This window comes from Zarconia sp. (assembly GCF_057467645.1).
Window position 1 is genome coordinate 83,061 of record NZ_JBRJXU010000074.1, and the last position, 22,317, is coordinate 105,377.

The following is a 22,317-nucleotide window of genomic DNA, read 5'->3' on the forward strand; positions in this document are numbered from 1 at the left end:
AGCATCTCGGAAGTCGCGGTCTCGTTCTTCGATCTGTTTCGGCAAATTTCAGGAAGGTATTGAATGTTGTCAAGACGTAAGTTTATTAAATCAACATCTTTAATGACTGGAGGATTTTTATTCGCATGTAATTCGGGTCGGATAGACCGTTGGGAACGTCATTCATTCATGATGCCAGAAGAAAGCGAAACTCATGAAAGGACATGGATGTCTTTTGTCGCGAACGATCGCATTTGGTCGAACCGTCAGATCCCCGAAGTCAAAAGAAATTTGGCTTCGATCGCCAGAATCATTGCCAAATACGAACCTGTCTCAATGCTGGTCAGTCCTGATGACTATGACGAAGTCATTTCTCTACTTGAAGGATTAAATTCACAGAATTATCCAATCGAGCTTGTAGACTTTACCACGGACGACCTCTGGTTAAGAGACACCGGACCGACTTTTGTTCTCGGAAGTGATGGACAAAAGTATGGTATCAACTTCAATTTCAACGGTTGGGGTAACAAACAAGAACACACTCAAGATGCAAAAGTCGCCAACTTCGTCACCAATACGGCTAACGCAACAATCCAAACCACAGACCTCGTACTTGAAGGTGGATGTTTTGAAGTCGATGGTCGCGGCACAGCTATTTTGACCAAAAGTTGCGTTTTAAACGATAACCGAAACCCGCATCTAAGCCAGGTTGAAGTCGAAGAAGAACTTAAATTTTTATTAGGGCTGAAAAAAATTATTTGGCTTGAAGGTATTCGAGGTCGAGATATTACGGATGGTCATATCGATTTTTATGCCCGTTTTTCCCAGCCAGGAGAAGTCATCGTCAGTCGTGACAATTCTCGAGAATCTTATGACTATGAGGTCACTCGAAAGAATATTGAAGCGTTAAAAAATGCAACGGATGCAGATGGGAACAAATTGAATGTCGTCATCCTCGATACACCCGACTCAATTAACGAAGCATATGGGGTTGATGACTTTGCCGCTGGATATATTGGATATTATGTCTGCAACAATGCAGTCATTATGCAAAAATTTGGGGATCGAGCAGCCGATCGCAATGCCAAAGCAATTTTAGCCGCAGCATTCCCCAATCGAACGATCGAGCAAATCGCGATCGACGGTATTGCTTCGGGTGGGGGGAGTATACATTGCGCAACACAGCAAGAACCCAAAGTTTAAGGGGTTGAACCGGGTCGATCGAACTTTAGACAACATCAATAAAACTCTAGGAATCGTTTGTTGTGATTGTAGAGCCAGAGCGATCGCTTGAAACGAATATAAGAAACAAGGTTGGTCAGAGGCATAGATTAGCATCAAAGCATCGATCGCCTACCTCTACTCATGGAGAAGCGCGATCGCCTTTGCAGAGAAACGATCGCGCTGATGATATTAGATTTGAAAAAATCTTTGGCGGTATCCACCGCCATCTCTGGGAAAAAAACGGGTTAACTGGCACTGAGAAAGTTAACCCGAAGCCTGGGAACGCGCAGAAGTAATTACTTTTGCACCACCAGCTTGACGTTGGCATTTTGCAGACCCGGACGACGGATTTCGGTCAAGGTCTTGTTAACGGCGTACTTTTGGTTGATGGAGTTGATCAACTCGGTTTGGTTGTGCTTCTTCGCCACGCCCCACAGGTCGGCGATCAGGTCGAAGGAACCATCTCCATTGCGAGACCAGCCCAAATCGTAGTCGCCTTCGAGGACGGCAACGATGTCGGCACGAACCCGCTGACCGTTGTAGCCGCGCACATCAGCGTCGGTTTTGACGGAGATTCCCAAGTCGCGCAGAGACGACTTCAAAATTTCAGATTCGGTAATTTTAGTGCGAAGAGTGCTAAAATGAGACATTTGGATTTCCTCCTAATTGGGAATTTGAAGTGAACGACAACGTGTTGGATTTGACATTCCCCGGACCGTAAGTCGCGAGGTTTCTTGGTTCGGAGGCAACCCTTATTACAAACTTCTCTCCACCGAGAGGCTTGTATTAGAGGGGTCGCTCTTCCCAAGTTTGTGTTGGGTATGCTGCTAGCACTTGGGATGCTAGCCTTTGCTCCCGGCAGAGTCTGCCAAGAGAAAGCCTTTAGAATTCCATTTGCTGGTACTCAGCCATGGAAGCTGCCGCCGGTCTGGCTCGCTGTCGGGCCCAGTCGCGCAAGGCGCTGACCTGTTCGGTCATCGTCTTCGACAGTGGCAGAGTCGACTTAATCGCGGCAATAATATCAAGCTGCGTGAACTCTCGATCTTGGGCGAAAGCCTCGTACATTGCGGCGATCGCAGCTTGTTCGATTTCTGCTCCAGAGAATCCGTCGGAAACGTTAGCCAGTTGTTCTAAATCGAAGCGATCAATTTCCGAACGGCGTTTGGAGAGGTGAATGCGGAAAATTTCTTTGCGTTCTTCTTGATTGGGCAAATCAACGAAGAAGATTTCATCGAAGCGACCTTTCCTCAAAAATTCTCCCGGTAAGCGTTCGACGCGGTTCGCCGTTGCCATGACGAAAACTGGAGATGTTTTTTCTTGCATCCAGGTGAGGAAGGAACCGAAGATGCGGCTGGAGGTCCCCCCGTCGGAGTCCGCAGAACCGGAACTGCCGGCAAAGGATTTATCTAACTCGTCGATGAAAAGAATGACGGGTGAGATGGACTCAGCCGTTTTCAAGGCGTTGCGCAGGTTGGCTTCCGAGCGCCCAACCATAGAGCCATCGTACACGCGCCCCATATCTAAGCGCAACAGGGGCAGACCCCACAGGCGAGAGGTCGTTTTGGCAATCAGAGACTTCCCGCATCCGGGAACTCCGAGAATTAGCATCCCTTTGGGTTGGGGTAAGCCGTAAGCCCGCGCCCGCTCGCTGAAGGCGTTAGAACGTTGGTGCAACCACCGCTTGAGTTCTTCTAACCCCCCCACAGAATCGAGGGTTTCGTCCTCCTCGATATATTCTAATATTCCGTTGCGGCGAATGAGCTGTTTCTTTTCGGAAAGGACGACCTCAACCTCTTCTTCTGTAAGGCGATTGGCCGTGACTTGGGCTTTGCGGTAAACTTTTTGCGCTTCGTCGCGGGTTAAGCCCAGCGCCGCTTTGAGTAGTTTTTCGCGGGCATCGGTGGTAATGCGCTTGTTTTTCCCGTCCTGAAGCTGGTGGTTGAGGACGCGATCTAACTCCTTCATATCCGGGAGGGGGAAGTCCAACACCACCACTTCTTTTTCAAGTTCGATGGGAACTTGCTGGATGGGAGACATTAAGACAATGTTCTTTTGGGAGTCCTTAAAGGCGGCGATCGCATCTCGCAACGAGCGCGTCACCGGCGGGGAATCCACAAAGGGGTGTAAATCTTTAAATATGTAGAGGGCCGGATCTTTCTGGCGAATTACCCACTCGATCGCCGCCTCGGGAGAAACTGTATTATGCTGGGTGGTGGTGCGAGGCTGACCGTACTCGACGATGCCATTGGTGACCGTCCAAACGAACACGCGACGTTGGGGCTTTAAGGTTTGAGCAATGGTGGCAATGGCTTGCTCGGACCGCTCCTCTTCAGAGGTCACCAGGTATATTAGTGGATATTGAGCTTTAATGAGAACGCTGAGCTCTTCTTTCATGACCCTCGACCTAATTGAACGGTACTACCCTTCTTATGTGCCCTGGGCGATAACACCAGTGGCAATTATTAATACAACGGACCGATAAAAATATCGATATATATATGAGTGAATTTTGCTTTAGCAAGTGACGAGGGATTCAGTCTCTCGATCTTGCGGGGCGTTCGTCGATGCGGTGGATACTTCATCATCGAGTAGAACCCCAGGTTGGTTCCCGATCGAAACCAGTTCGCCATCTTTGACAACTGCCGGATGATCGCATTCGGGACAGTTATAGACTTGATGCGTGGTGCCGTAGTTTTCTTCGACGCTATCTACGAGTTCGGGATGTTCGAGATAAAACACGATCGCACGCTGGGCGATAGCCGACATAGGTTCCGAGTCTACTGCCGATCGAATTTTGAGTTTACGATGCAGCTCGGGTGAGAGATATAGGGTGACTTTCTGTTTGTCTTGCATACGACTCTGAGTTGGTTAACCCGGGTATGTAAAACACAATATCGGCATCTCTGGGATGATGTCAAGACGTTAAACCATTTTAACGGCAATATTGTAACATTGCTTAATAGTTTAGCTCCGGAATAGTGGTTTTGAGCGGGTGAAAGGGGTGTCAGTGGGTTGTTTGGGTCTCAATTGACTCTGGGGAGAGTTGCTGCCTATAGCAGTTCGCGCTGGTATCATTACAGATTTTCAGTTACGGGGAATGGGGAACGGGGAACGGGGAATGGGGAATGGGGAATGGAAAAAAAGGATTTTTTCAAGAGTGTAAATAAACCAGCGCGAAGCGCTATAACTTCTCAAATCGTTTTGAGGCATGCAGTTGATATCAATGAAACGACGAACGCTTAAAAAGGGGTTAAACCGTTGGACGATCGGGCTTTTTGCTTTAGCACTATCCGGTTGCGGCGATCGCCCTTTGCTACCTCCCAATTCTTGGAGCACTTACGACAATCCTCGGTTTGGCTTCGAGTTTCCTTATCCGAGGGATTGGGTTGCGAGTCCGTCACCTTCTAATCTGGACGGACGAACGTTTTCCCATCCTAAAAATCCCGAAGTACGGGTAACGGGTTGGGGAGGGTATTTGTTGGAGAGAGATGTCGGTGGTTCGGAGGTGACTTCGGCGAACTTTACGACCGATGGTGGGGTGAAGGGGAAGTTGACGGTGGAGGTGGAATCGCAGGTGACTTCGATACACCTGACGTTGCGAGATGAGGGAGTGACCTATCATTTTGAGGGCCGCTCTCCAAGCCAAGAGTTTGCGGACTACTATCGCTTGTTTTACGATATGGCGAGCCGTTATCAGATCGATGGGGAGAGGTTGTCGGGGCGATCGCATTTGGGCGATTGATTATGGGTAATGCGAAATCTGACAAATCCAAATGCTATAGCCTACGGCATGGCTTCGCTAACGCCCACTTTGGGGCCAAGGAAGAAAGATGCTGACATCGGATCGAGCTGTTTTCACCCGTGCGATATCTGGAGACCTGACCCTTTTTTCAGTCGCTACTTCTAACTAATGTCGGGTTCCTCGAACTGGCGAGACATCTCGTCTTGAGTCCGAACGACGCGCACTTCGCGGCTTTGGGGTAACCCAGCCATCCGTGCGGTTCCCATCATCGGACGCATCAGCGCCCCAAACCCTTCTTCTTCCCCGCCATAGCCGTAGCCAGTACCGTAGCCATCTCCTTCGCCATCGCCATAGCCTTCACCGACGAGATATTCGGTATCGTCGGTGTCGAGGAAGTTGTTGGGAATGGCGGAATCGGTGGTTGGGGCGATCGCATTTTCTAAGTTGTCTCGTTCTAGGTTGTCTCGAAGGTGCAATTCTCCCTTCTCGAGTTTCAAACTCTCTAATCCCAAATTTTCAAGTTCCACACTCTCCAATCCCAAGTTTGCCAAACCCGACCCTGTCTCGGAAACGGGTAACGTGCGGGGGGAAATATTCTGGCTGCTGTCAGCGATGCCGTAGGCGTTGAAAGGTTGAATGGGTTTGGCAAGTGCGGCGATGGGGATGAAGGGTAAGCTTAACGGCACGAGCAGGGAGGCAATGCGCATGGGCGCTGTTTTTTGGGGTGCGACGCGGCGCAGGTAGAATTTACCCCTTTTGACCTCTATTTTGAGGATATCGGCGAGTCCGCGCCGTTCTAAAGCTTCCTCGATCGCTTTTTGAGAGCGTCGGATTTGGGTTTGATACTGGTAGCGGGAGGTGTTTTCGGGATGGAGGCGATAGAAGTAGAGTGGCTGCGGTAGGTGACGAACTTCGGTGACTTCCGAGAGGCGCAGGCACAAGTCGTAGTCTTCGATGTATTCAAATTTGGGGTGGATGCCGCCGACGCGATCGTAAACGGAACGCCGCATCAGGCGGAAGTGAAACATCATGAAATCCGTCAGCAGTCGCTGGGGAGAATAGGGGATTTGGCAGCGTTTCCCCATGGCTAAAAACTTCCCGTCTTGGTCGATTTCCGCGTAGTCAGTGTAGACGACTCCCACGTCGGGTTGCGCGTCGAGGACGGCCGCCGTTTGCTCTAAAGCCGTCGCCGCGAGTAAGTCGTCGCCATCTACCCAGCCGATATATTCCCCTTGGGTATGTGCGATCGCCGCTTCGAGCGATCGTCCTCGTCCCAAATGTCCGGCAGCAACCACTGTAACCCGATTGTCGCTAGCGGCCATGTTGCGAGCCACTTGCACGGAATCGTCGGTCGATCCATCATCCCATATGAGTAGCTCGAAGTTCGTTTCGGTTTGCGCGAGAATCGTGGCGATTGCCTCTTGAAGATAGTGGGATTGGTTGTAGCTGGTGAGAATTAGAGAAGTCAAGGGGGTCATGAGTTTTGGATCCTCAAGTTTAAAATCGGTCTGCTGGAGTAGCGTATCGACTAATCAGCCTGTTGCAAACTTGAATTTTGGCGATCGCTTCCACTGAAAAACGAGCTGCTTGGTGAATTCGTCTGTCTTAGTCGCGATCGCAAACAACGTCAATGCTTATTTCAATTTAAATTACTGGCAATTCCTGGAAATTTCTGTGACATTTTATGAAGTAATTGCTCGATCTTTTCTCTGCGAGATTTTCCCTGGATGGCGGTTGGGGATGTTTCCCTAAATTTTTGAATCAGATTATTGAGTCGATCTCGATCTTCCAGATTTGAATTTTTGGTCGAGAGGAAGTATCGGCAAAAGGCTTCGATTTTTATCCCATCTGGAAGTTTTGAAAAACTTTTATGGGTCGCGAGCTTATAGTAAAGTCGATCGAACTCTATATCTAAACTTTTAATATTTTTATAAGTTTTTTGCTGGGTATGAATTCGGAAATAGGATAGGCTCCGATCGACAAACCCAATTTTGTAATATAGCAAAATTCGCCACCACATTTCTAAATCCAAAAATTGAGAGAATTCAGAATCAAATTTACCGACCCGATCGAAAACCGACTTCCGAATGAGTACCGTACTCGGCTCGCCAATTTTATTAATGGGGTTTTCCATGAGATCCGGATCGGATAATAAGTCCAATCCTGGCTGAATCGGTTTTAAATTTGACCAGTTTAAATAGGATTGACGATTACTTCGATAAAATTGCATTAATGAGGGAATACGATCGACTCCGGATTCGAGGAGAAAAATGCGCGGCGAAAAAACTAGACCAATTTCCCTATCGCATTCCGCAAGATTGAGGGTTTTCTCAACACAGTCTGGTTCTAAAATATCGTCTTGAAACAAAAATTTAATGTAGTCGCCGCGCGCGAGTTCGAGACAATGATTCCAGTTCTCAGCTAAACCGCTACGCTCGCGGCTTGCAATTATATAGTCGATATTAGAATACTCTCGAAAGGCGTCTGCAATTTCTAGGGTGCGATCGTCAGAGCGATCGTCTGATAAAATTACCTCAATGTTCGGGTAATTTTGAGCAAATGCACTCGACAGTGCCTCTTTGAGAAATGGCTCTCCGTTATAGGTCGGAATACAAATACTGACGAGGGGAGATTGAGATATACTTAGGGTTGTTTGGGGTTTGCATTCTATCTTTTGAGTCGTTTTAGAGATTAAATGAGATTGTAAGGTATTGATATGAGACGCGAGGATATTTCCCCGTCGATTTTCTTTTAATGCCGTGGCTTCTTTTTGGGCAAGTAATTCCGGAAGATAGGGAATAAATAGATTGCGGTGTTTGTTGCAGATATAGCGAAATAACTTCTGGCGATTTTCGGGAAGGTTGCACGCTGCTACCATAGAATCATGACGCACTCGATACTCGAATGTCACCTCTCGAAGGTGGTAAAATTTCCAACCCGCTTCAACAACACTCAACCAAAAATCCCAATCTTCATATCCTAACTTATCGGGAAGATTGGCATCGTATCCGCCGCCATCTCGCCATACTTGTTTGCGAAATATCGCGCAAGCATCAATATAATTACCACGTAATAGTTGATATAAATTAAAATCGGGAATTTGGAAGATACCGCTATCTTCTCCAAATAAGTATGCATTTCCATATACGACACCCACTTTGGGATATTTTTGGAGAATTGAGATACCCTTCTCGATATAGTTCGATCTAATTTTGTTATCGGCATCGAGGGGTAAAATATATTCTCCCCTGGCGCGATCGATTCCCACGTTACGCGCCGTTGCCAATCCTTGATTGGCTTGTTCGATAATTATATATCCACGTTGCTTTAAATCGGCGATCGCATTTCGTGTCGCTTCATCCGTCGAACCATCGTTGACGATAATAATTTCGTAAATCGGTTCTGGATATTCGTCGATACTGTTAATGGCTTCTCTAAGAAACTCTCCGTGGTTAAAACAGGGAATAACAATCGAAATAACGGGAGAGGGTTTATTGACTTGAATCGTGACATTTTCAAGTTCGTTTTCCCAAGATACCTGGCTGGGAATCTCGGCACACTTATCGAGTTGCGCCAAAAGTTTCAAAGATTCCGGTACTGTGTGCTGGAGTTTCCGTATCTTTGAGGAAATATCCTCAGACGGGTGAAAGAGATGGGGTTGAAATATCTCTCCAATTTGCGATCGCATCTCTTCGCTGATTTCCATCCCGAACTTCCCTTGCAGAATATCCAAGAATTGGGTTGGAGATTGGGAAAACGCATCAATACCGACTAAAATACAGCGATCGGGATGCTGCTTATAAAATTCGAGAATGCAGCGATTGTAAACATGCCAAATCTCGATCGCACAGTGGGGATGTTCCTGAAAAAAGGGATGATTGAGGCGAGATACCGAGTCAGCCACTTCCCAGGGAACGCGATAAACAAACACATATCTCGCGTCGGGTAGCAATCTATGCCAAAAATCGAGCAGTAGAGAGGTTCTGGGATCTTTCCATCCCCAAGTTTGATGTTGGCGTTGGCGAGACTGAGTTAACGTTAGCGCAGATTCGAGATAATTTTTCCATTGAGTTTCATCTAACGCTTCCCCCCCATTCCACCCCCAATCCATCCATCCCACCTCGCAAACCGAACCGGATGCTTGTAAAATCGATCGCTGCAAATTGAGAAAGTCTAAATCTTCAAAGTATCCCGCCGCATTAAATCGATCGGCTTTCAGAAGTCGGTTGCCTAAAGTTACGCCTAATTTCTCGAATACGGAAGCCATGAAAGAGGTTCCCGATCGATGCATTCCGGTAATAATAAAGGTATCAGGTTGAGTTTTGGGAATGATTGGGTTAGGGGAGTGGGTTAAATTCGGATTGCTGCACGGATCGCGATCGAGTTCTGCATGCCATCTTTGGCGGATTATCGTTGCTGCACGATCGCGTAATGGTTGCCATTCAATCTCCTTACGCGCATCCCGACTTTCTGACGGAGAGTAAACCAATCGCACGTGAGGCAAGTAGAGATTATAGTAACCTCTCTCTTGAAATTTAAGGCATAAATCGATATCTCCATATGCCACCGCTAATTCTGCGTCAAAGCCACCGACTTCTTCAAACACATCGCGCCGACACATCAAGCATTTTTCGGTAACTGCCGAAACGTTATTTATCGTTTTTAAGTAGCCAAAATATCCCGCAGCTCTCTCGGGTAAACCGCGATGGCTATAATGTTCGATGTGATGCGAATCTAAAATAATTCCCGCATCAACAACTCGGCGTTTGGAATCGACGATCGAAGCACCCACAGCCGCGATAGACTGCCGCTGTGCCTGTTCCAGCATAGCTTCAAGCCAATCTGAGGTTTCAACTTCCAATTTGCTACTCAAAAAAAGTAAGTACTTCCCTTTTGCCTTGCAGACTGCCTCATTTTGCAGTTGAGAATCGTTCAAATGCGTTGACGTAAAATAGTATCGAAGTCGTTGAGGTTCGCGAATTTGCCAATCGATTAAAATGGGGGTTGCTTCAACTTGGCGCTCGCGATTTCCCATGAGAATAACTTCATAGTTGAAGTACTGAGTTTTGGTAAAAATAGAATCCAAACAATGCTGTAATTTCTCTCCATAATTGGGTATAATTATTATGAGACTAACTAAATATTTTTTCCGAACTGGGTAGCGAATCAAAAAATGACTTGCTACTCCTGGAATTTCCTGGACAATACCCACCTCGCCCCGCCTTTGTAATGCCTCTTCTAAAGCTTGCTGAGCTGCTTGGGACGCATAAGGCTTGGTCACCGCTCCAGAGGAAGTCGATCGCGAGTGAAGTCGCCAGTGATAGAGAATTTTAGGAATGTGAAAAATGCGATCGGTTTTCTCCGTCAGTCGCAAAACTAAATCGTAATCTTGACTGCCTTCGTATCCCACCCGAAAGCCACCAATTTGGTTGACGAGCGATCGTCGATACACCCCTAAATGACAGGTGTACATTCGCGACAAAAATGTATCGGGGCACCAATCTGGCTTGTGAAATGGAAACTTAAAATTTCCGCATTCGTCGATTTTATCTTCATCAGAATAAATAAAATCCGCATCGGTATGTTCGGCGATCGATTGCGCGACTTCTGCTAATGCATTGGTGGAGAAAACATCGTCATGATCGAGCAGGGTGATGAATTCCCCCGTCGCCATTTCTAAGGCTGAATTAGACGCTTGGCAAATATGACCGTTTTGAGAGCGAAAAACGACCTGAATTCTGAGATCGCGTTCCCGATATTCTGCGAGTATTTTGCCAACGTAAGACTCTGTGGAAGCATCATCGGCAATACATAACTCCCAATCAGGGTAAGTTTGAGCGAGAACCGAATCCAAGCATTCTCGCAGAAATAACTCTGGAGGATTAAAAACGGGGAGGATAATACTAATTTTGGGTTGACCGGTCATACTCAATTGGCAATAGAGCAATCAGCACTCAGCGATCGGTCAAAAGCTTGCGATGAGCTTGTCGCTTTGCAAGATGTTCTAACCTATCTTTATAGTGCAATAATGCCACGTGCTACTTGATATAGCAGTGGCCACTGTAGGTGCAGACAACACCGGACAATTGCGTAATTTTGTCGAGGTCTTCCCCCAACGGTCGGCGTTCCCTTGCTAGTTCGGCGTTCCCGTGCGTCTTGCGGAGGGGCTGTCTCCTGGGGTGTCCCCAGGAGTTTATACGCCCCGTCCGACGCGGGGTCCGACCGCTGCGCTCGTTGCCCCCCGAAGCCCCCTTTGCCCACAGTCAATTGTGACCTAAGCGATATGGCAACGGCTATACATGGCATCAATCGCTAACTCGATCGCACCTTCACCCACAATTGCCGGTATTGTTCGAGCGCCTCATCCGGCAACGGGTTCAAAAACTCGCTATTGCTGAGTGTTTGCGCTGGGGGAAATAACACAAGATTTTTCTGAATATTTTCCGGTAACAACCCTCGCTGCATCCCCGTCAATATTGGAGAAGCTGCCTTCGTTAACAACGAAAGCTGACTGACAATGTAATCCTCCCAGCAAAAATCGATCCATTTTTGCCACAGTGCAATGTCCTGCGAATTTTCTCCACGATTCTCTATCCCCGCCGGACGCACCCACAAATCGGCCCACAACGACGTTCCCGATTGAGGAACCACCGCTAGAATTTCTCGCTCGTATTGAGGCAGCGATAAAATATCCGTCGAGGGGGCCACCGCCAGCCAGGTATCTTCCAAAAGCAACGGTTGTAAGTACGCATTGGAACTGTAGAGCTTCACCTGTTGGTGGAGTGCGCTCAGTTCGGGTTCTAGCTGCGAAACTTCACTCAAGTTTTCAGTATTGTAGGAACGACCCAGCTTTTTGAGGGTCAAACCAATAACCGTTCTGGGACTCTCCGGTAACGAAATCCGATGGCGCAATTCGGGTTTCCACAAATCCGACCAATCCGTCGGCGTCCATCCGAGTTCTTCAAACTTATCTCGACGGTAGGCCATCACCGTACTTCCCCACCGATACGGCGCACCCCAGACGTGACTTTCCGAACCCACCCCGGCAAGCTGTCCTCGATTGTCGCGAGTGACCAGGGTTTTCCAAGGAATCGGTTCGTCCGTGAGTTTTTCCCACATCGCCAGTTTGTCCGTTGACATCGGCTGCACGAACCCCCACTCGATCGCCTTTGAAAGCCAATAATCCCCCAACATCACCAAATCGGGAACGGCAGTTTTGTTCGATCGCGCGAACGGGAGATTTTGCCAAAATGACGAGAATCCACCTTCTGAGGACTTCTCTTCCGGGTTTTGCTGTTTCTGATGCAAGTTTTGCAACAAGGCAAATAAATTTGCCAACTGGGACTCTGGCGAAAACTCAAGGATGACCGGTCGATCGAGTGAGGCGCGAAATTTGCCTAATAATTGCACCGGAACGGTATTTTTGAGTAACTCAATGCTTAAGATTTCCCGGGTGTTATTGCATCCTCCCAAGAACTGACTCAGTGCCAAAGCGGCCGTCCCGGTCAGAAACGAGCGGCGATCGACACGACGCGACAGGGGAGATTCGATCGGCATCGATCTCGAAGAACTAGCCATGTGCGGGTTATGGAGGGACATTCAATAGAGTTTATCCCAATTTCCGCCTCCTGGAGACGATACCTGTATCACCTGTATCGAGATGAGTGCGATCGTCTCCCGGAGAACCTCCAGTCATTGCATCCTTTTGGAAATCCAAAGTAACGCCATGTGCAACTGAACGAGCCAAAACCTGACAACGCGGGGTCAAAGGGGAAGGGGGAGCGGAATTGAGGGGATTACCCCGACTCGCTCACCATATAGCGCAAAAAGGTTGCACATCGCATTAAGTACTCAGAGATATCCGATGACTTTTTGATGAAATTTTTGATTGAAATCGAGATAATTTTTTACTGTAAAGACAATAACTGTTATTGAACGTTACGCTCTGGAATATTCCTTCATCTTGCGTCGCGCTTCACATCTCACCGTAATGCAATCCATTGCAAAAAGATACATTTGTTACAAAGTATCTGAGAACTTGTCGTTTCCCAGATATTATTTTGCAAAAGTTAAATAATAGAGAAAGAAATCGCGATCGTCCAAATCGGTTTCTACAATGAAATTGAACAAGTTTTTGGAGAACTCACCCCATGGTGGATTCACTGCAAGATGCCCAAGTTCGGGAATTAAACCACAAAATAGATGGTTTATACGAAGCAATCGAGCGTTTGAGCTTACAAATTTCCGGATTGCTCGCCCAGCGAGAGATTGACACGAGATCGGAAAGCGAATCTTCTGGCTTTGGAAACTATGGCGATCGTTCCGGTCGTAATGAGATGAGTTTGCTGGGTTCCCTCATGGAACATAAAGACGTACTCGTCGATGGAAATAGTCTAGAAATTGGCGATCGAAATGGTGAAAAACTACTCTCGCCAGAAGTTCAAATTCAAAGGTTAACCGCCCAACTCACTGCGGCTTATAACCGGATTGCCGCCTTAGAAGAACAGCTACTCGCTCGCAGAGTTAAATAAATTCTTCGAGCGATCGACAATTTGGCAAAACTTCATCCTCGAACGGAAAAGGACTAGTTTGACTCGCCCAATGACTCGTCCAACTCCAACGGGGTTTTTGATGTCACAAACCCACTCAACAACTCCCGTGCTCCTGTGCGCTACTGCAGCCCGTCTGTTTAGAACTCGTTACGCTCCATCCGCGTCTTGCGCAGGGCTAAAGCATCGATAGCCCGTCGCAGTCGATCGCCCGTCCAACCCCCATACAAATGAGCGGCAATTGCACAACCCCCGGCTCCCACTCCTTCCTTCACGTAACCTCGCTCGTATGCCCGTAATTGAGGGTAATGCGACATTTGAAAATTGAGCTGAGTCCCTAAGAGGGGAACCATTCCAATCTCGCGAGCCAAACCACAGGTATCTCCCGTTGGATCTTCAGCCACCCAACGAGTCGTCCCCACGGCAATTTCCTCAGGCTGCCACTCCAGAGCCCCTTCTCGGGCAATTTCTCGCATCAGAGCGTACACCGCCAACATTTGGGTGCCGCCAGCAAGCAACACCCCGCCAGTCCGGCTCGCGGCGAGCGCCATTCCCGCTACAACCACTTGCATCGGATCGCCCACAGCCGCCACCAGATCGATGGCAGAACAATCGCGTCCTTTCTGGGGTTCCCAACCCGTCTGTTGCAGTCCCTGACACACCACATCCCATTTTTGAGCATGATTGCAGGTGGGGTGGCTGCTATTGACTTTGCCCGTGGCGGCAAATCCCAATCCTGTCAACACCGCTAGAGCCGTCGTCGTTCCCCCCACCACGCACTCCCCCAGAATCAGATAGCTCCCTGACTCGCTCAACTTCTCACCCCATCTCAAGCCTCGATCGAGTAATCCTTCAACGGTTTGGCGCTCCATGGCCTTTCCCGTACTCAGACAACGGGCGGGAGTTCCCTCCAAATCGATCGCCTCGACGGACGGGGGTTGGGGCAAACCCGCATCGAACAGATAGACGGGAATGTTGTGAGCTTCGATCGCCGCTCGGGAAATTAAAACTGGGGAAGCTCCAGCATCCAGTGGTGGCAGGGGATAACGGGGATGGGTTTGAGGTCCGTCGATTAGAAATTCCGCATCGGCGATCGCGGTATAGCGGCGATCGTCAGGGGTGCGTCCGGCAGCAGAAATCCCTGGAATCAGACCCGTCTCCGTAAACCCCAAGATACAGGCAAATACCGGCGGTTTCCCCCGATATCGTTCCAACCACTGCCGTCCCCGTTCCAGTTCGGTATACGCTCGAATCGATTCGCGATTGGTAGTTTGTCGGGACACGGGTTCAATCTTCTTCGTAATCGAGCAACACTTGTACCCATTGCGGCGGCGGTGGAATCGGATTACCGAGGCGATTGAGGAGCAGCAGGGCGACTAGATGAACCACAAACAGATACACCGCATTATTGAGCAATACCGCAAACACCGCCAGGGTTTGAATCAAATGAAGACCTGGTTGAGCGAGCAAGCCCAACTTTTCAAAGCCCCAATCGGCAAATCGGGTAATTTGTAGGGTGATGTACAGCCAAAGGTCTTCACCCACCAGCATCGACAGCAACCAAATTTGGAAAAACGTTCCCAACGAACCCAAGAGCATTCCCATAGAAACCGACACCCACCAATTGGCGCGCCGTCGCCAGAGAAAGCCCAAAAGAATACCCAGCAAGCCGTAGGGCATGATAAATAGAATGCTTCGGGTCGGTCCCATGAGCACCGACAAGAGCAATCCCGACACCGCTGCACTCATCCAAGCCGCTCGTTTGCCCCACCGCAAATAGGTTAGGGCAATGGGAATTGGGAAAAACATCCGCAGCAACGATGTCAGGCGAAAGTAGACGTTGATCAGCCAAATCAAACTCGCCGTACTCGCAAGAAACGCTGTCTCCACCATCATCAGCGGTGGGGGAGATTTTTTCGGGGGTGGCGAAGGGTTGGGGTCTGGGGTCTGGGAAGGAATTTGACTCATGCAATCGCGTCCACAAGCAGCTTAGATCGAATTCGAAATGGGGGATGGGGGGAGGAGGACACAAGGAGAATCAGGGAGATATAGCAGTCGCCACTATAGGCGCGGATACAAGTGAGCGGGGGCTTCGGGGGGCAACGAGCGCAGGGGAGGCAGGGGGGCGAAGACCGCAGGTTAATTACAACATCATTATCCGGCGTTGTTCTAACCGCAAGGTGCGCTTGTTTATGATGGCAACCACTTATCCACTGTCAATTACCCGTTCGCTCTCCCCTGTGCGGAGGAGAGATTTATGAAGTTAGGGGTCAACGACCGCAGGTACCTTCCTCAACCAGATGCTACGGGAACGGTATGGCTACATGTGTTACCCCTACAGCCGGTTGGCGATTTTCCCGCACGTTCCTTACTGCATCAACAATTTTTCCATGGCGTAGGGATCGGGGATGCGAACGATATCGCGATCGCGCTCGATGAGTCCCTTCTTTTCCAGCTTGCTGAGAACTCGGGTTACCGTTTCCCGTGCTAAACCGCTCAAACTACTCAATTCTCGGTGGGGTAAGTTGGGAATTTCCATCCCTCCAGCGGTGGTTTCTTTTCCTTGACCTTCAGCTAAGAAGAGTAGGATATCGGCGACCCGAGAGGTACTGTCCGATTCGCGCAAGCGCAGCCGACGGTTGACTTGTCGCAATCGCCGTCCCATCAGCTGAGCCAGACGAATTCCCGCGAGGGGTTCGGTATTGATCAGTTGTACGAAATCTTGGGCGGGCATATTGCCGATGGTCGTCTTCGCCAGAGTAATCACATCGGTCGAGCGCGGCACTTCATCGAGGGCTGCCATTTCTCCAAATAATTCACCACTTCCGAGAATATTCAGCGTGACTTCTTTTCCATCAAGGTTGTACGTGCGAATTTTGGCCCAACCTTCCAAGATAAAGTAGACCGAGGAACCCCAATCGTTTTCCAACAAGATGACTTGGTTTGCCGGATGAGTACGAGTTACTACATGAGAAATCGCATTATCAACTACAGGTTCTGGCAAACCCGTAAAAAAAGGAGTTGAGCGAATTAATGCTTCAACTTCGGGGCTAGTGTAAGAATCGCGGGGGTTATATCGGTCTTCCATGAAGCCATCATGCCATAAAGTCTCAAAGTCAAGCGAACGCAAGAGTCGATTTTGACTCTCTATTCTACGATCTGAGGAGTCGAGGTGCCATTATTTCTCTTGGCTTAATGTTTATTAACGTTTTTCGTTGGCTCGATCGGTAGATACATTTTACGATGAATTTTAACTTAGTACAGTATTTCATCAATTCCGATCTCCGACGCGAGACCTCCGGAGACATCTCCAATTGAAATAAAACACCGCGCCTTGTACGATGCTAATCGTGAGGCTAAGACCCATCGGTCTGGCCAAAAAGATTGAGCGTTATGACTCGGAGGTGCTTCCCGTGAGCGATCGTTCAAATCGAATTCAATCTCTCATTGCTAAAATCGAGCGCCCAATCGAACCCATCTGTTCTAGAGACTTTCAACTTCAGAGAAGCCAACGGTTCGAGACTCTTGGGACTTTAGAGATAATCTGTGGCGATGCGATCGCCGACGTGGCGATACGAACCGCGCTCGACTCCAGTGTAGCCGAAGTCAATGGCGATGCAACCCGCAACAAACCACCGCCTCCGGCACCAGTCTTCGCCAAATGCTCCCATTCCAGGCATATCCGAACGGCTTCAATTTCCGATTCTCTCATCCCGACGCGATCGATACCCCCATGCATCCCGAACCCGAATCGACGAACTCCCCAGATGTTCTAGGTACCAACGCCGACACTCCCACCGATCCCCCCACCGACTCCGATGTCAGCTTTTTGGATTTGGAACCCACCGAATCCCAACCCATATCTGAAGCTTCGGAAGCGGCTGTCGCCATCGATTTAGAATTAGATGAAGCGGTGAAACAATCGGCATTCGGGCAGAATCCTCGAAGCCAGGACAACCCCATCGGCAACTTGTACGCGAGTTTACTCCCAGAAGAAGAAGAAACCGAAGATTCCCCATTCCCATCGAATTTCTCCTTCGGGGATGAAAGCGCCTCTGGAGAAATCGAACCGAAAGAAGAACTCGATGCCGGCAATCCAGAGCCACTCAGGGTTTTGGCGAGCCCAGATTCGTCCGATGCGCCCGCTCCCCCGGTCTTAGAAATACTCGAGGGTCACCCACCAACGACCCCATCGGAAGTCAAGGAGTCAGAGATTTCAGAGATTTCAATCTCAAATCTGTCCGAGGAGGAGCCGTCATCAACGGATATCGCACCCACCTTACCCGAAGTCTTTCCCCAAGAACCCAAGACCTCTGATGGGGTAGAAACGATTCGCGCCCTCACGGATTTAATTCCCGAGATTGCCTTAGAAACGCGCAGTACGGAAGAAAATACTAACCTCGAGACTTGGGAAGCCCTACAAGCCAATCCCGAACCGCCTCTGACAGAAGATGATTACCTACTTGCCTCTCCCGAAGAAAACTTACTCTCTGGCGACAGCAACGAACCCCTACTCGAACAAGAACAAAATCTTCAACTCGACTCCACAATGATGGAGCAGTTAGAATCGGATTTACATCGGTTGGAAGATGTTCGAGCCAACATTGCCTCGGAAGATGTCGAAGAGGCCGATGGTGAGGTCGAACCGGAAATTGCCCTCCGTCCGGGAGAACTGTCCGATGAAGATCTCGATGCCATTTTCCCGGCTTTTCTTCTTGGTGAATCCCCTGAAGAAGCAGCCGAAGACGTCCAAACCAACAACGACAATACTGAGGGCGACACAGTAACCGTCGAACCTCCACCCGAATCGCCATCGGAAGACGAGCTACCCCCAAAAACTTGGTATCTGGGCATCGACTTCGGAACCACGGGTCTTTGTGCCGTGCTCCTCAATCGCCTCACCGGCGCGCTCTATCCGATCTATTGGGTGCAACTGGATGGTCATCGATCGAAAACCCGCTTTTTTCGTTTGCCGGCTGCGGTTTACTTCATGGGGGAAGACAACGCCGACAGTCATGGGTCCGAACAAATTGCGGCCGTGGGTCCCCAAGCCTTTGAATTCGATCGAAGGAACGAGTCTGACCCATCGGGATTGCTGCTCCAACATTTTAAGTCTTGGTTGAATCTCGGACTGCCTTGGTACGATGATGAGGGTCGAGAGCAACCCCAGATCCAGCTCTCGGACGATCGACGGATTGCCCTAGGGGCGATGCAACGGGCATGTCAGGCGTTATTTGCTGCCATCGAGCGGGGCACCTTAGCCGATAATCGGTTCGGAAACGCCGAAAGTGGTTGGCCCGATGCGATTCCGATTCCGGCTTCGCCCCACCTACCGATTTCTCCATTTCCCCATCCTTCTATTTCCCAAGCGATCGAGCAGTTAGCCGGGGTAATCGTCAATGCACCGGTTGCAGCTTCGGAAGCCTATCGATTTAACATTCGCGAAGCCATAATTCGGGCGAACTTAGTACAGCGTCCGGAACAAATTATGTTTGTTGAAGATGCGATCGCCACCGTACTCTCAGCCCTGCCCGGAGATCCCATGGCCGCCGGGACTCAGAAAGGATGGGAGTTGTCGCCGGACTGGCAAGGAACGACCTTGGCGATTAATGCCGGCGCGAATTCCACGGAGTTGGTGCTGGTGAACTTCCCCGATCGTTTGCAGGATTTGCACCGCGATTGCTTCGCGCGCCACAGTTATTCCTATGGCGGAGATGCGATCGATCGAGATATCATTTGTCAGCTCTTGCTCGATCGAGAAGAAATCGCCGCAGCGGTTGGGTTCGATGCCAGCGTGCCGCTACCCCAGCCTGGAGAACCAGACCGAGAAACGCGGGTTGGGTTCGAGCGATGGTTGCAAAGCACCTCCCCAAGACGTTCTCTTTTGGAAGCTGCGACATCTCTCAAATTTCGCCTGCAAGAGCAGGAGCAGCATACCGTCCATGTTGGAACGGTGGAGTTGACGGTGATGCGACGGGACTTGGAAGCGCGGGTGCTACTCCCCTACGTTCAACAAGTGAATCGAGAATTAAACCGGCTGCTGAGCCAAACTGGGGTTGTCGTCGAAGGAATCGATCGGGCCCTATGCACCGGGGGAACGGCATCTTGGGAAGCCCTGGCTCTGTGGCTGCGGCAAAAACTGCCCAACGCGATCGTCATGCAGGATGTTTATCCGAGCGATCGACTTCCAGGATGCAGTCGCGTTGCTTACGGTTTGGCAACCTTGCCCCTGTACCCTCAGGTGTTAGATGAGTTACCCCAGCAATATAGCGACTATTTTTTAGTCCGCGAACTGCTCGAAGTGTGTCCCGACGAGACGCTGTCGGAGCGAGAAATTCTTGCCCGGCTCGAGGGTCGAGGTCTCAATGCCCGAGCCTGTCGAGATCGCGTTATTGCCATCGTGACCGGTCAGCTTCCCCAGGGTCTGGTCCCCTCATCTCCCGAGGCAGGGTTGAGTGTTTCGTCCCAGCAACACCCGGTTTATCGGGCTTTACGCTCGGCTCCTTTATTCGAGCGAGAAAGTGCCAAGACTTACCGCCCGAACCGAGAGCAGTTCGAGCGTTTGCATCAGTATTTCCACAAGGTCGCACAGAATTGCGAACAAACCTGGCAAGAACCCCTCGCAATCCGTTTGAGCGTTCCGAACATCGATCGCCATCCCCATCTTTAGTTGAGATACCCATGACGGTGAATCGGGGGAACGTACTATCCCATAACAAAATAGAGGGTCTCGCTCGTCTTGTGTTTTGAGTTTGAAACTGGTGAGCCTTAGTGTTGCCTTAACCCTCGGAGGTCGATCGCTCAGGGCTTGCCACTGAAGACAACCGGACAAATGACGAGCTAGAAAACGTCAGGGTTTTGTCGAGATCCCGCAGCCAAGCACAGATGTTTTGTTGCTATATTGCTATTTCTTGACTTCTTTGTGAGAATATTTAACTTATTTGTATCTAGTATTCAGAAAAATGGTATTATATATCCACCTTTAAATTTTTGTCGAATTTATCGAGATCGAACAGCTTCAAAAGCTGGTTATTTGTGCTTAGAAATTCCAAAGCACTCGATCGAAACTAAGCGGCTAAAAGTTATACAGAGTCTGGGTTAGCGTCAAAGTCTTATTGAAGTTAACCGAGGTATTGCTTGAGTTCTCATGTCAGATAGTTTGACGAACGGTGGGTTTCATTCTAGAAATTAATCGTCATTCGAGAACGGGCAAGATACCCTACAGGATTATAGTTCCACATTCTCTCCTCAGTGAGTCGTTCTAGGCTTATTTGAAAGATCGGTGGTATCGTTTCTATCGAATTAATCGTTAGGTCGAGAAAACGAGAACGTAAATCCAAAGTTACTCGTATATTTTCGCTAAACTCGAAAGAAATCGTCCATGGCTTCTGCTCTTAGTTCAAGCTGAAAAAAAAGGAGGATTCTTTAACGAAAAAGAAGGGCTAACTTTTAAGGCTGTTTTAATTGATATGTGTTCGATAAAGTAAGTCCACTCCAATGAGACTGTCTTTTCAATATCTCTAAAAACTTTTGGTAATCTACCTTAAGTTTAGAGATTATTTTTGGATCTGTTAAAAAATTCGACGAACGAACGCCAATATCGGAGAAAGTTCGTTGGCGATCCCACTCAAAATAAATACTCAAAGCTTTGCTGTATAATAGCTTCAGCTATCCTCAAGTTAATTTAGCTTTTCCAATAGAGCATCCACAAACAATTTTCTAGATAGAGAGTTATTGAGATTTGAGGTGGCAAGGTGTCTCCCAAAAACTCTGAGTTTTTACTCAGGGATAGAAGTCGTGACTCCGGCTTTGAAAGACAAGTCGCGGTTTCTTCAGAATTTTCTATTTCTGGGAGTTTGTTGGCAGCCACTCCAAGGGATTTTTATGTCAGCTTTACAATAACTTTAAAAATACTCCAGATAAGTAAAAATATCGCAAACCTTAGTGTCTCCAGGTTGTTTGGTCTTCGAGATATCATCTACGATGAGAAGTGTAAGGATAAATAGTCAAGCAGCAACGCCCCAACCGTGAATACAGTAATTATTTCTTCAACAGCCGTAGCCAAGATCAGTCCCGAAGCATTTTGGGTACACCCTTCCGTTAACAGCAAAGTCAAGCGTCTGGTCGATATCTTAGGAGCCATCGTTGGATTGGCTATCGCTGTGGCCGTTGCTATCCCAGTTGCCATCGCAACCTACTTAGACGATCCCGGTCCGCTGCTTTACAGCCAAGTTCGCTGCGGTCACAAAGGAAAAACCTTCCGTATCTGGAAGTTTCGTTCGATGGTGATGAACGCCGACAAAATGAAGCACTTGGTCGAGAACGAAGCCAGCGGTCACATCTTCAAAGCCAAGAACGACCCTCGCATTACCCGAGTCGGACGTATCCTGCGTCGCACCAGCTTAGACGAACTACCCCAGTTCTGGAACGTCTTAATGGGAGACATGAGCTTGGTTGGTACTCGCCCCCCCACTCAAGACGAAGTTGAAAACTACGCCCCCCACCACTGGGAGCGTTTGGAAGTTAAGCCCGGTTTGACTGGTGAGTGGCAAGCCAACGGTCGTTCCACCATCAAAGACTTTGAAGACATTGTGAGCATGGATGTTGCTTACCAGCAGAAATGGTCCATCGTCTACGACTTCCAGCTGATCTTCAAAACAATTCACGTCCTCGTGTTCGATCGCTCCGGAGCCTGCTAAGGCCAATCCAAATGGACGTTGTACCGCGAAATCAAATTGAGAGTTTACGAACAGCCTGCCCTTTGGGCAGGTTTTTTCGCGATAGGGGCAGCGAGGAGTCGGAGTACAATATATAGGCTCGATC

The 22,317-nt window shown here is 48.9% G+C and carries 15 protein-coding genes; 5 read left to right on the plus strand and 10 right to left on the minus strand.

Annotated features, from left to right (window positions below; all coding sequences use genetic code 11):
- Nucleotides 1-168 precede the first annotated feature (168 nt).
- Nucleotides 169-1,182: an agmatine deiminase family protein gene (locus tag AC2215_RS10885; protein ID WP_486810017.1), complete on the plus strand. Its 1,014-nt coding sequence runs from the start codon at nt 169-171 to the stop codon at nt 1,180-1,182.
- A gap of 317 nt (nt 1,183-1,499) precedes the next feature.
- Here the strand turns inward: AC2215_RS10885 and AC2215_RS10890 are convergent, their stop codons facing one another.
- From AC2215_RS10890 to AC2215_RS10900, 3 genes are all read right to left on the minus strand, one after another.
- The gene (locus AC2215_RS10890; RefSeq protein WP_486810018.1) at nt 1,500-1,853 is read right to left on the minus strand and encodes a DUF1257 domain-containing protein; all 354 of its coding nucleotides are present in this window, start codon (nt 1,851-1,853) and stop codon (nt 1,500-1,502) included.
- Between the two features lie 232 nt (nt 1,854-2,085).
- Nucleotides 2,086-3,597, minus strand: a complete 1,512-nt coding sequence (gene ycf46, locus AC2215_RS10895) for a stress-responsive protein Ycf46 (RefSeq protein WP_486810019.1) — start codon at nt 3,595-3,597, stop codon at nt 2,086-2,088.
- A 120-nt stretch (nt 3,598-3,717) separates the two neighbouring features.
- Nucleotides 3,718-4,056, minus strand: coding sequence for a slr0373 family blue light stress response protein (locus AC2215_RS10900; protein WP_486810020.1), 339 nt, complete (start codon nt 4,054-4,056; stop codon nt 3,718-3,720).
- Nucleotides 4,057-4,426: 370 nt separating this feature from the next.
- Between AC2215_RS10900 and AC2215_RS10905 the strand changes: the two genes are divergently transcribed.
- Nucleotides 4,427-4,945, plus strand: a complete 519-nt coding sequence (locus AC2215_RS10905; protein WP_486810021.1) for a hypothetical protein — start codon at nt 4,427-4,429, stop codon at nt 4,943-4,945.
- A gap of 161 nt (nt 4,946-5,106) precedes the next feature.
- On the opposite strand, the gene AC2215_RS10910 is transcribed toward AC2215_RS10905, so the two are convergent.
- The 3 genes from AC2215_RS10910 to AC2215_RS10920 form a co-directional block, all read right to left on the minus strand.
- A complete protein-coding gene (locus AC2215_RS10910) occupies nt 5,107-6,423 on the minus strand; it encodes a glycosyltransferase (RefSeq protein ID WP_486810022.1) in 1,317 nt (438 codons plus the stop codon).
- Nucleotides 6,424-6,584: 161 nt separating this feature from the next.
- Nucleotides 6,585-10,871 (minus strand): glycosyltransferase, encoded by a 4,287-nt coding sequence (locus AC2215_RS10915; RefSeq protein WP_486810023.1) that lies wholly within the window; start codon nt 10,869-10,871, stop codon nt 6,585-6,587.
- 386 nt (nt 10,872-11,257) lie between these two features.
- The gene (locus AC2215_RS10920) at nt 11,258-12,502 is read right to left on the minus strand and encodes an extracellular solute-binding protein (RefSeq protein ID WP_486810024.1); all 1,245 of its coding nucleotides are present in this window, start codon (nt 12,500-12,502) and stop codon (nt 11,258-11,260) included.
- Nucleotides 12,503-13,095: 593 nt separating this feature from the next.
- Here AC2215_RS10920 and AC2215_RS10925 point away from each other — a divergent pair.
- Complete coding sequence (locus AC2215_RS10925; RefSeq protein WP_486810025.1) at nt 13,096-13,476, plus strand: hypothetical protein; 381 nt, start codon at nt 13,096-13,098, stop codon at nt 13,474-13,476.
- Between the two features lie 158 nt (nt 13,477-13,634).
- Here AC2215_RS10925 and cobT read toward each other — a convergent pair whose 3' ends face one another.
- From cobT to AC2215_RS10945, 4 genes are all read right to left on the minus strand, one after another.
- On the minus strand, nt 13,635-14,777 hold the full coding sequence (gene cobT, locus AC2215_RS10930) for a nicotinate mononucleotide-dependent phosphoribosyltransferase CobT (protein ID WP_486810026.1): 1,143 nt from the start codon (nt 14,775-14,777) through the stop codon (nt 13,635-13,637).
- Between the two features lie 4 nt (nt 14,778-14,781).
- A complete protein-coding gene (locus tag AC2215_RS10935) occupies nt 14,782-15,462 on the minus strand; it encodes a DUF2232 domain-containing protein (protein WP_486810027.1) in 681 nt (226 codons plus the stop codon).
- 400 nt (nt 15,463-15,862) lie between these two features.
- Nucleotides 15,863-16,582 (minus strand): Crp/Fnr family transcriptional regulator, encoded by a 720-nt coding sequence (locus tag AC2215_RS10940; RefSeq protein WP_486810028.1) that lies wholly within the window; start codon nt 16,580-16,582, stop codon nt 15,863-15,865.
- A 445-nt stretch (nt 16,583-17,027) separates the two neighbouring features.
- Nucleotides 17,028-17,165: a hypothetical protein gene (locus tag AC2215_RS10945; RefSeq protein ID WP_486810029.1), complete on the minus strand. Its 138-nt coding sequence runs from the start codon at nt 17,163-17,165 to the stop codon at nt 17,028-17,030.
- Between AC2215_RS10945 and AC2215_RS10950 the strand changes: the two genes are divergently transcribed.
- Together AC2215_RS10950 and AC2215_RS10955 are read left to right on the plus strand one after the other, a co-directional pair.
- On the plus strand, nt 17,156-20,164 hold the full coding sequence (locus AC2215_RS10950) for a hypothetical protein (RefSeq protein WP_486810030.1): 3,009 nt from the start codon (nt 17,156-17,158) through the stop codon (nt 20,162-20,164). The two genes, AC2215_RS10945 and AC2215_RS10950, sit on opposite strands and share 10 nt — an antisense overlap.
- Nucleotides 20,165-21,521: 1,357 nt before the next feature.
- Nucleotides 21,522-22,193 carry a sugar transferase gene (locus tag AC2215_RS10955; RefSeq protein ID WP_486810031.1) on the plus strand — a complete coding sequence of 224 codons (672 nt, stop codon included), beginning with the start codon at nt 21,522-21,524 and terminating at the stop codon, nt 22,191-22,193.
- Nucleotides 22,194-22,317 lie beyond the last annotated feature (124 nt).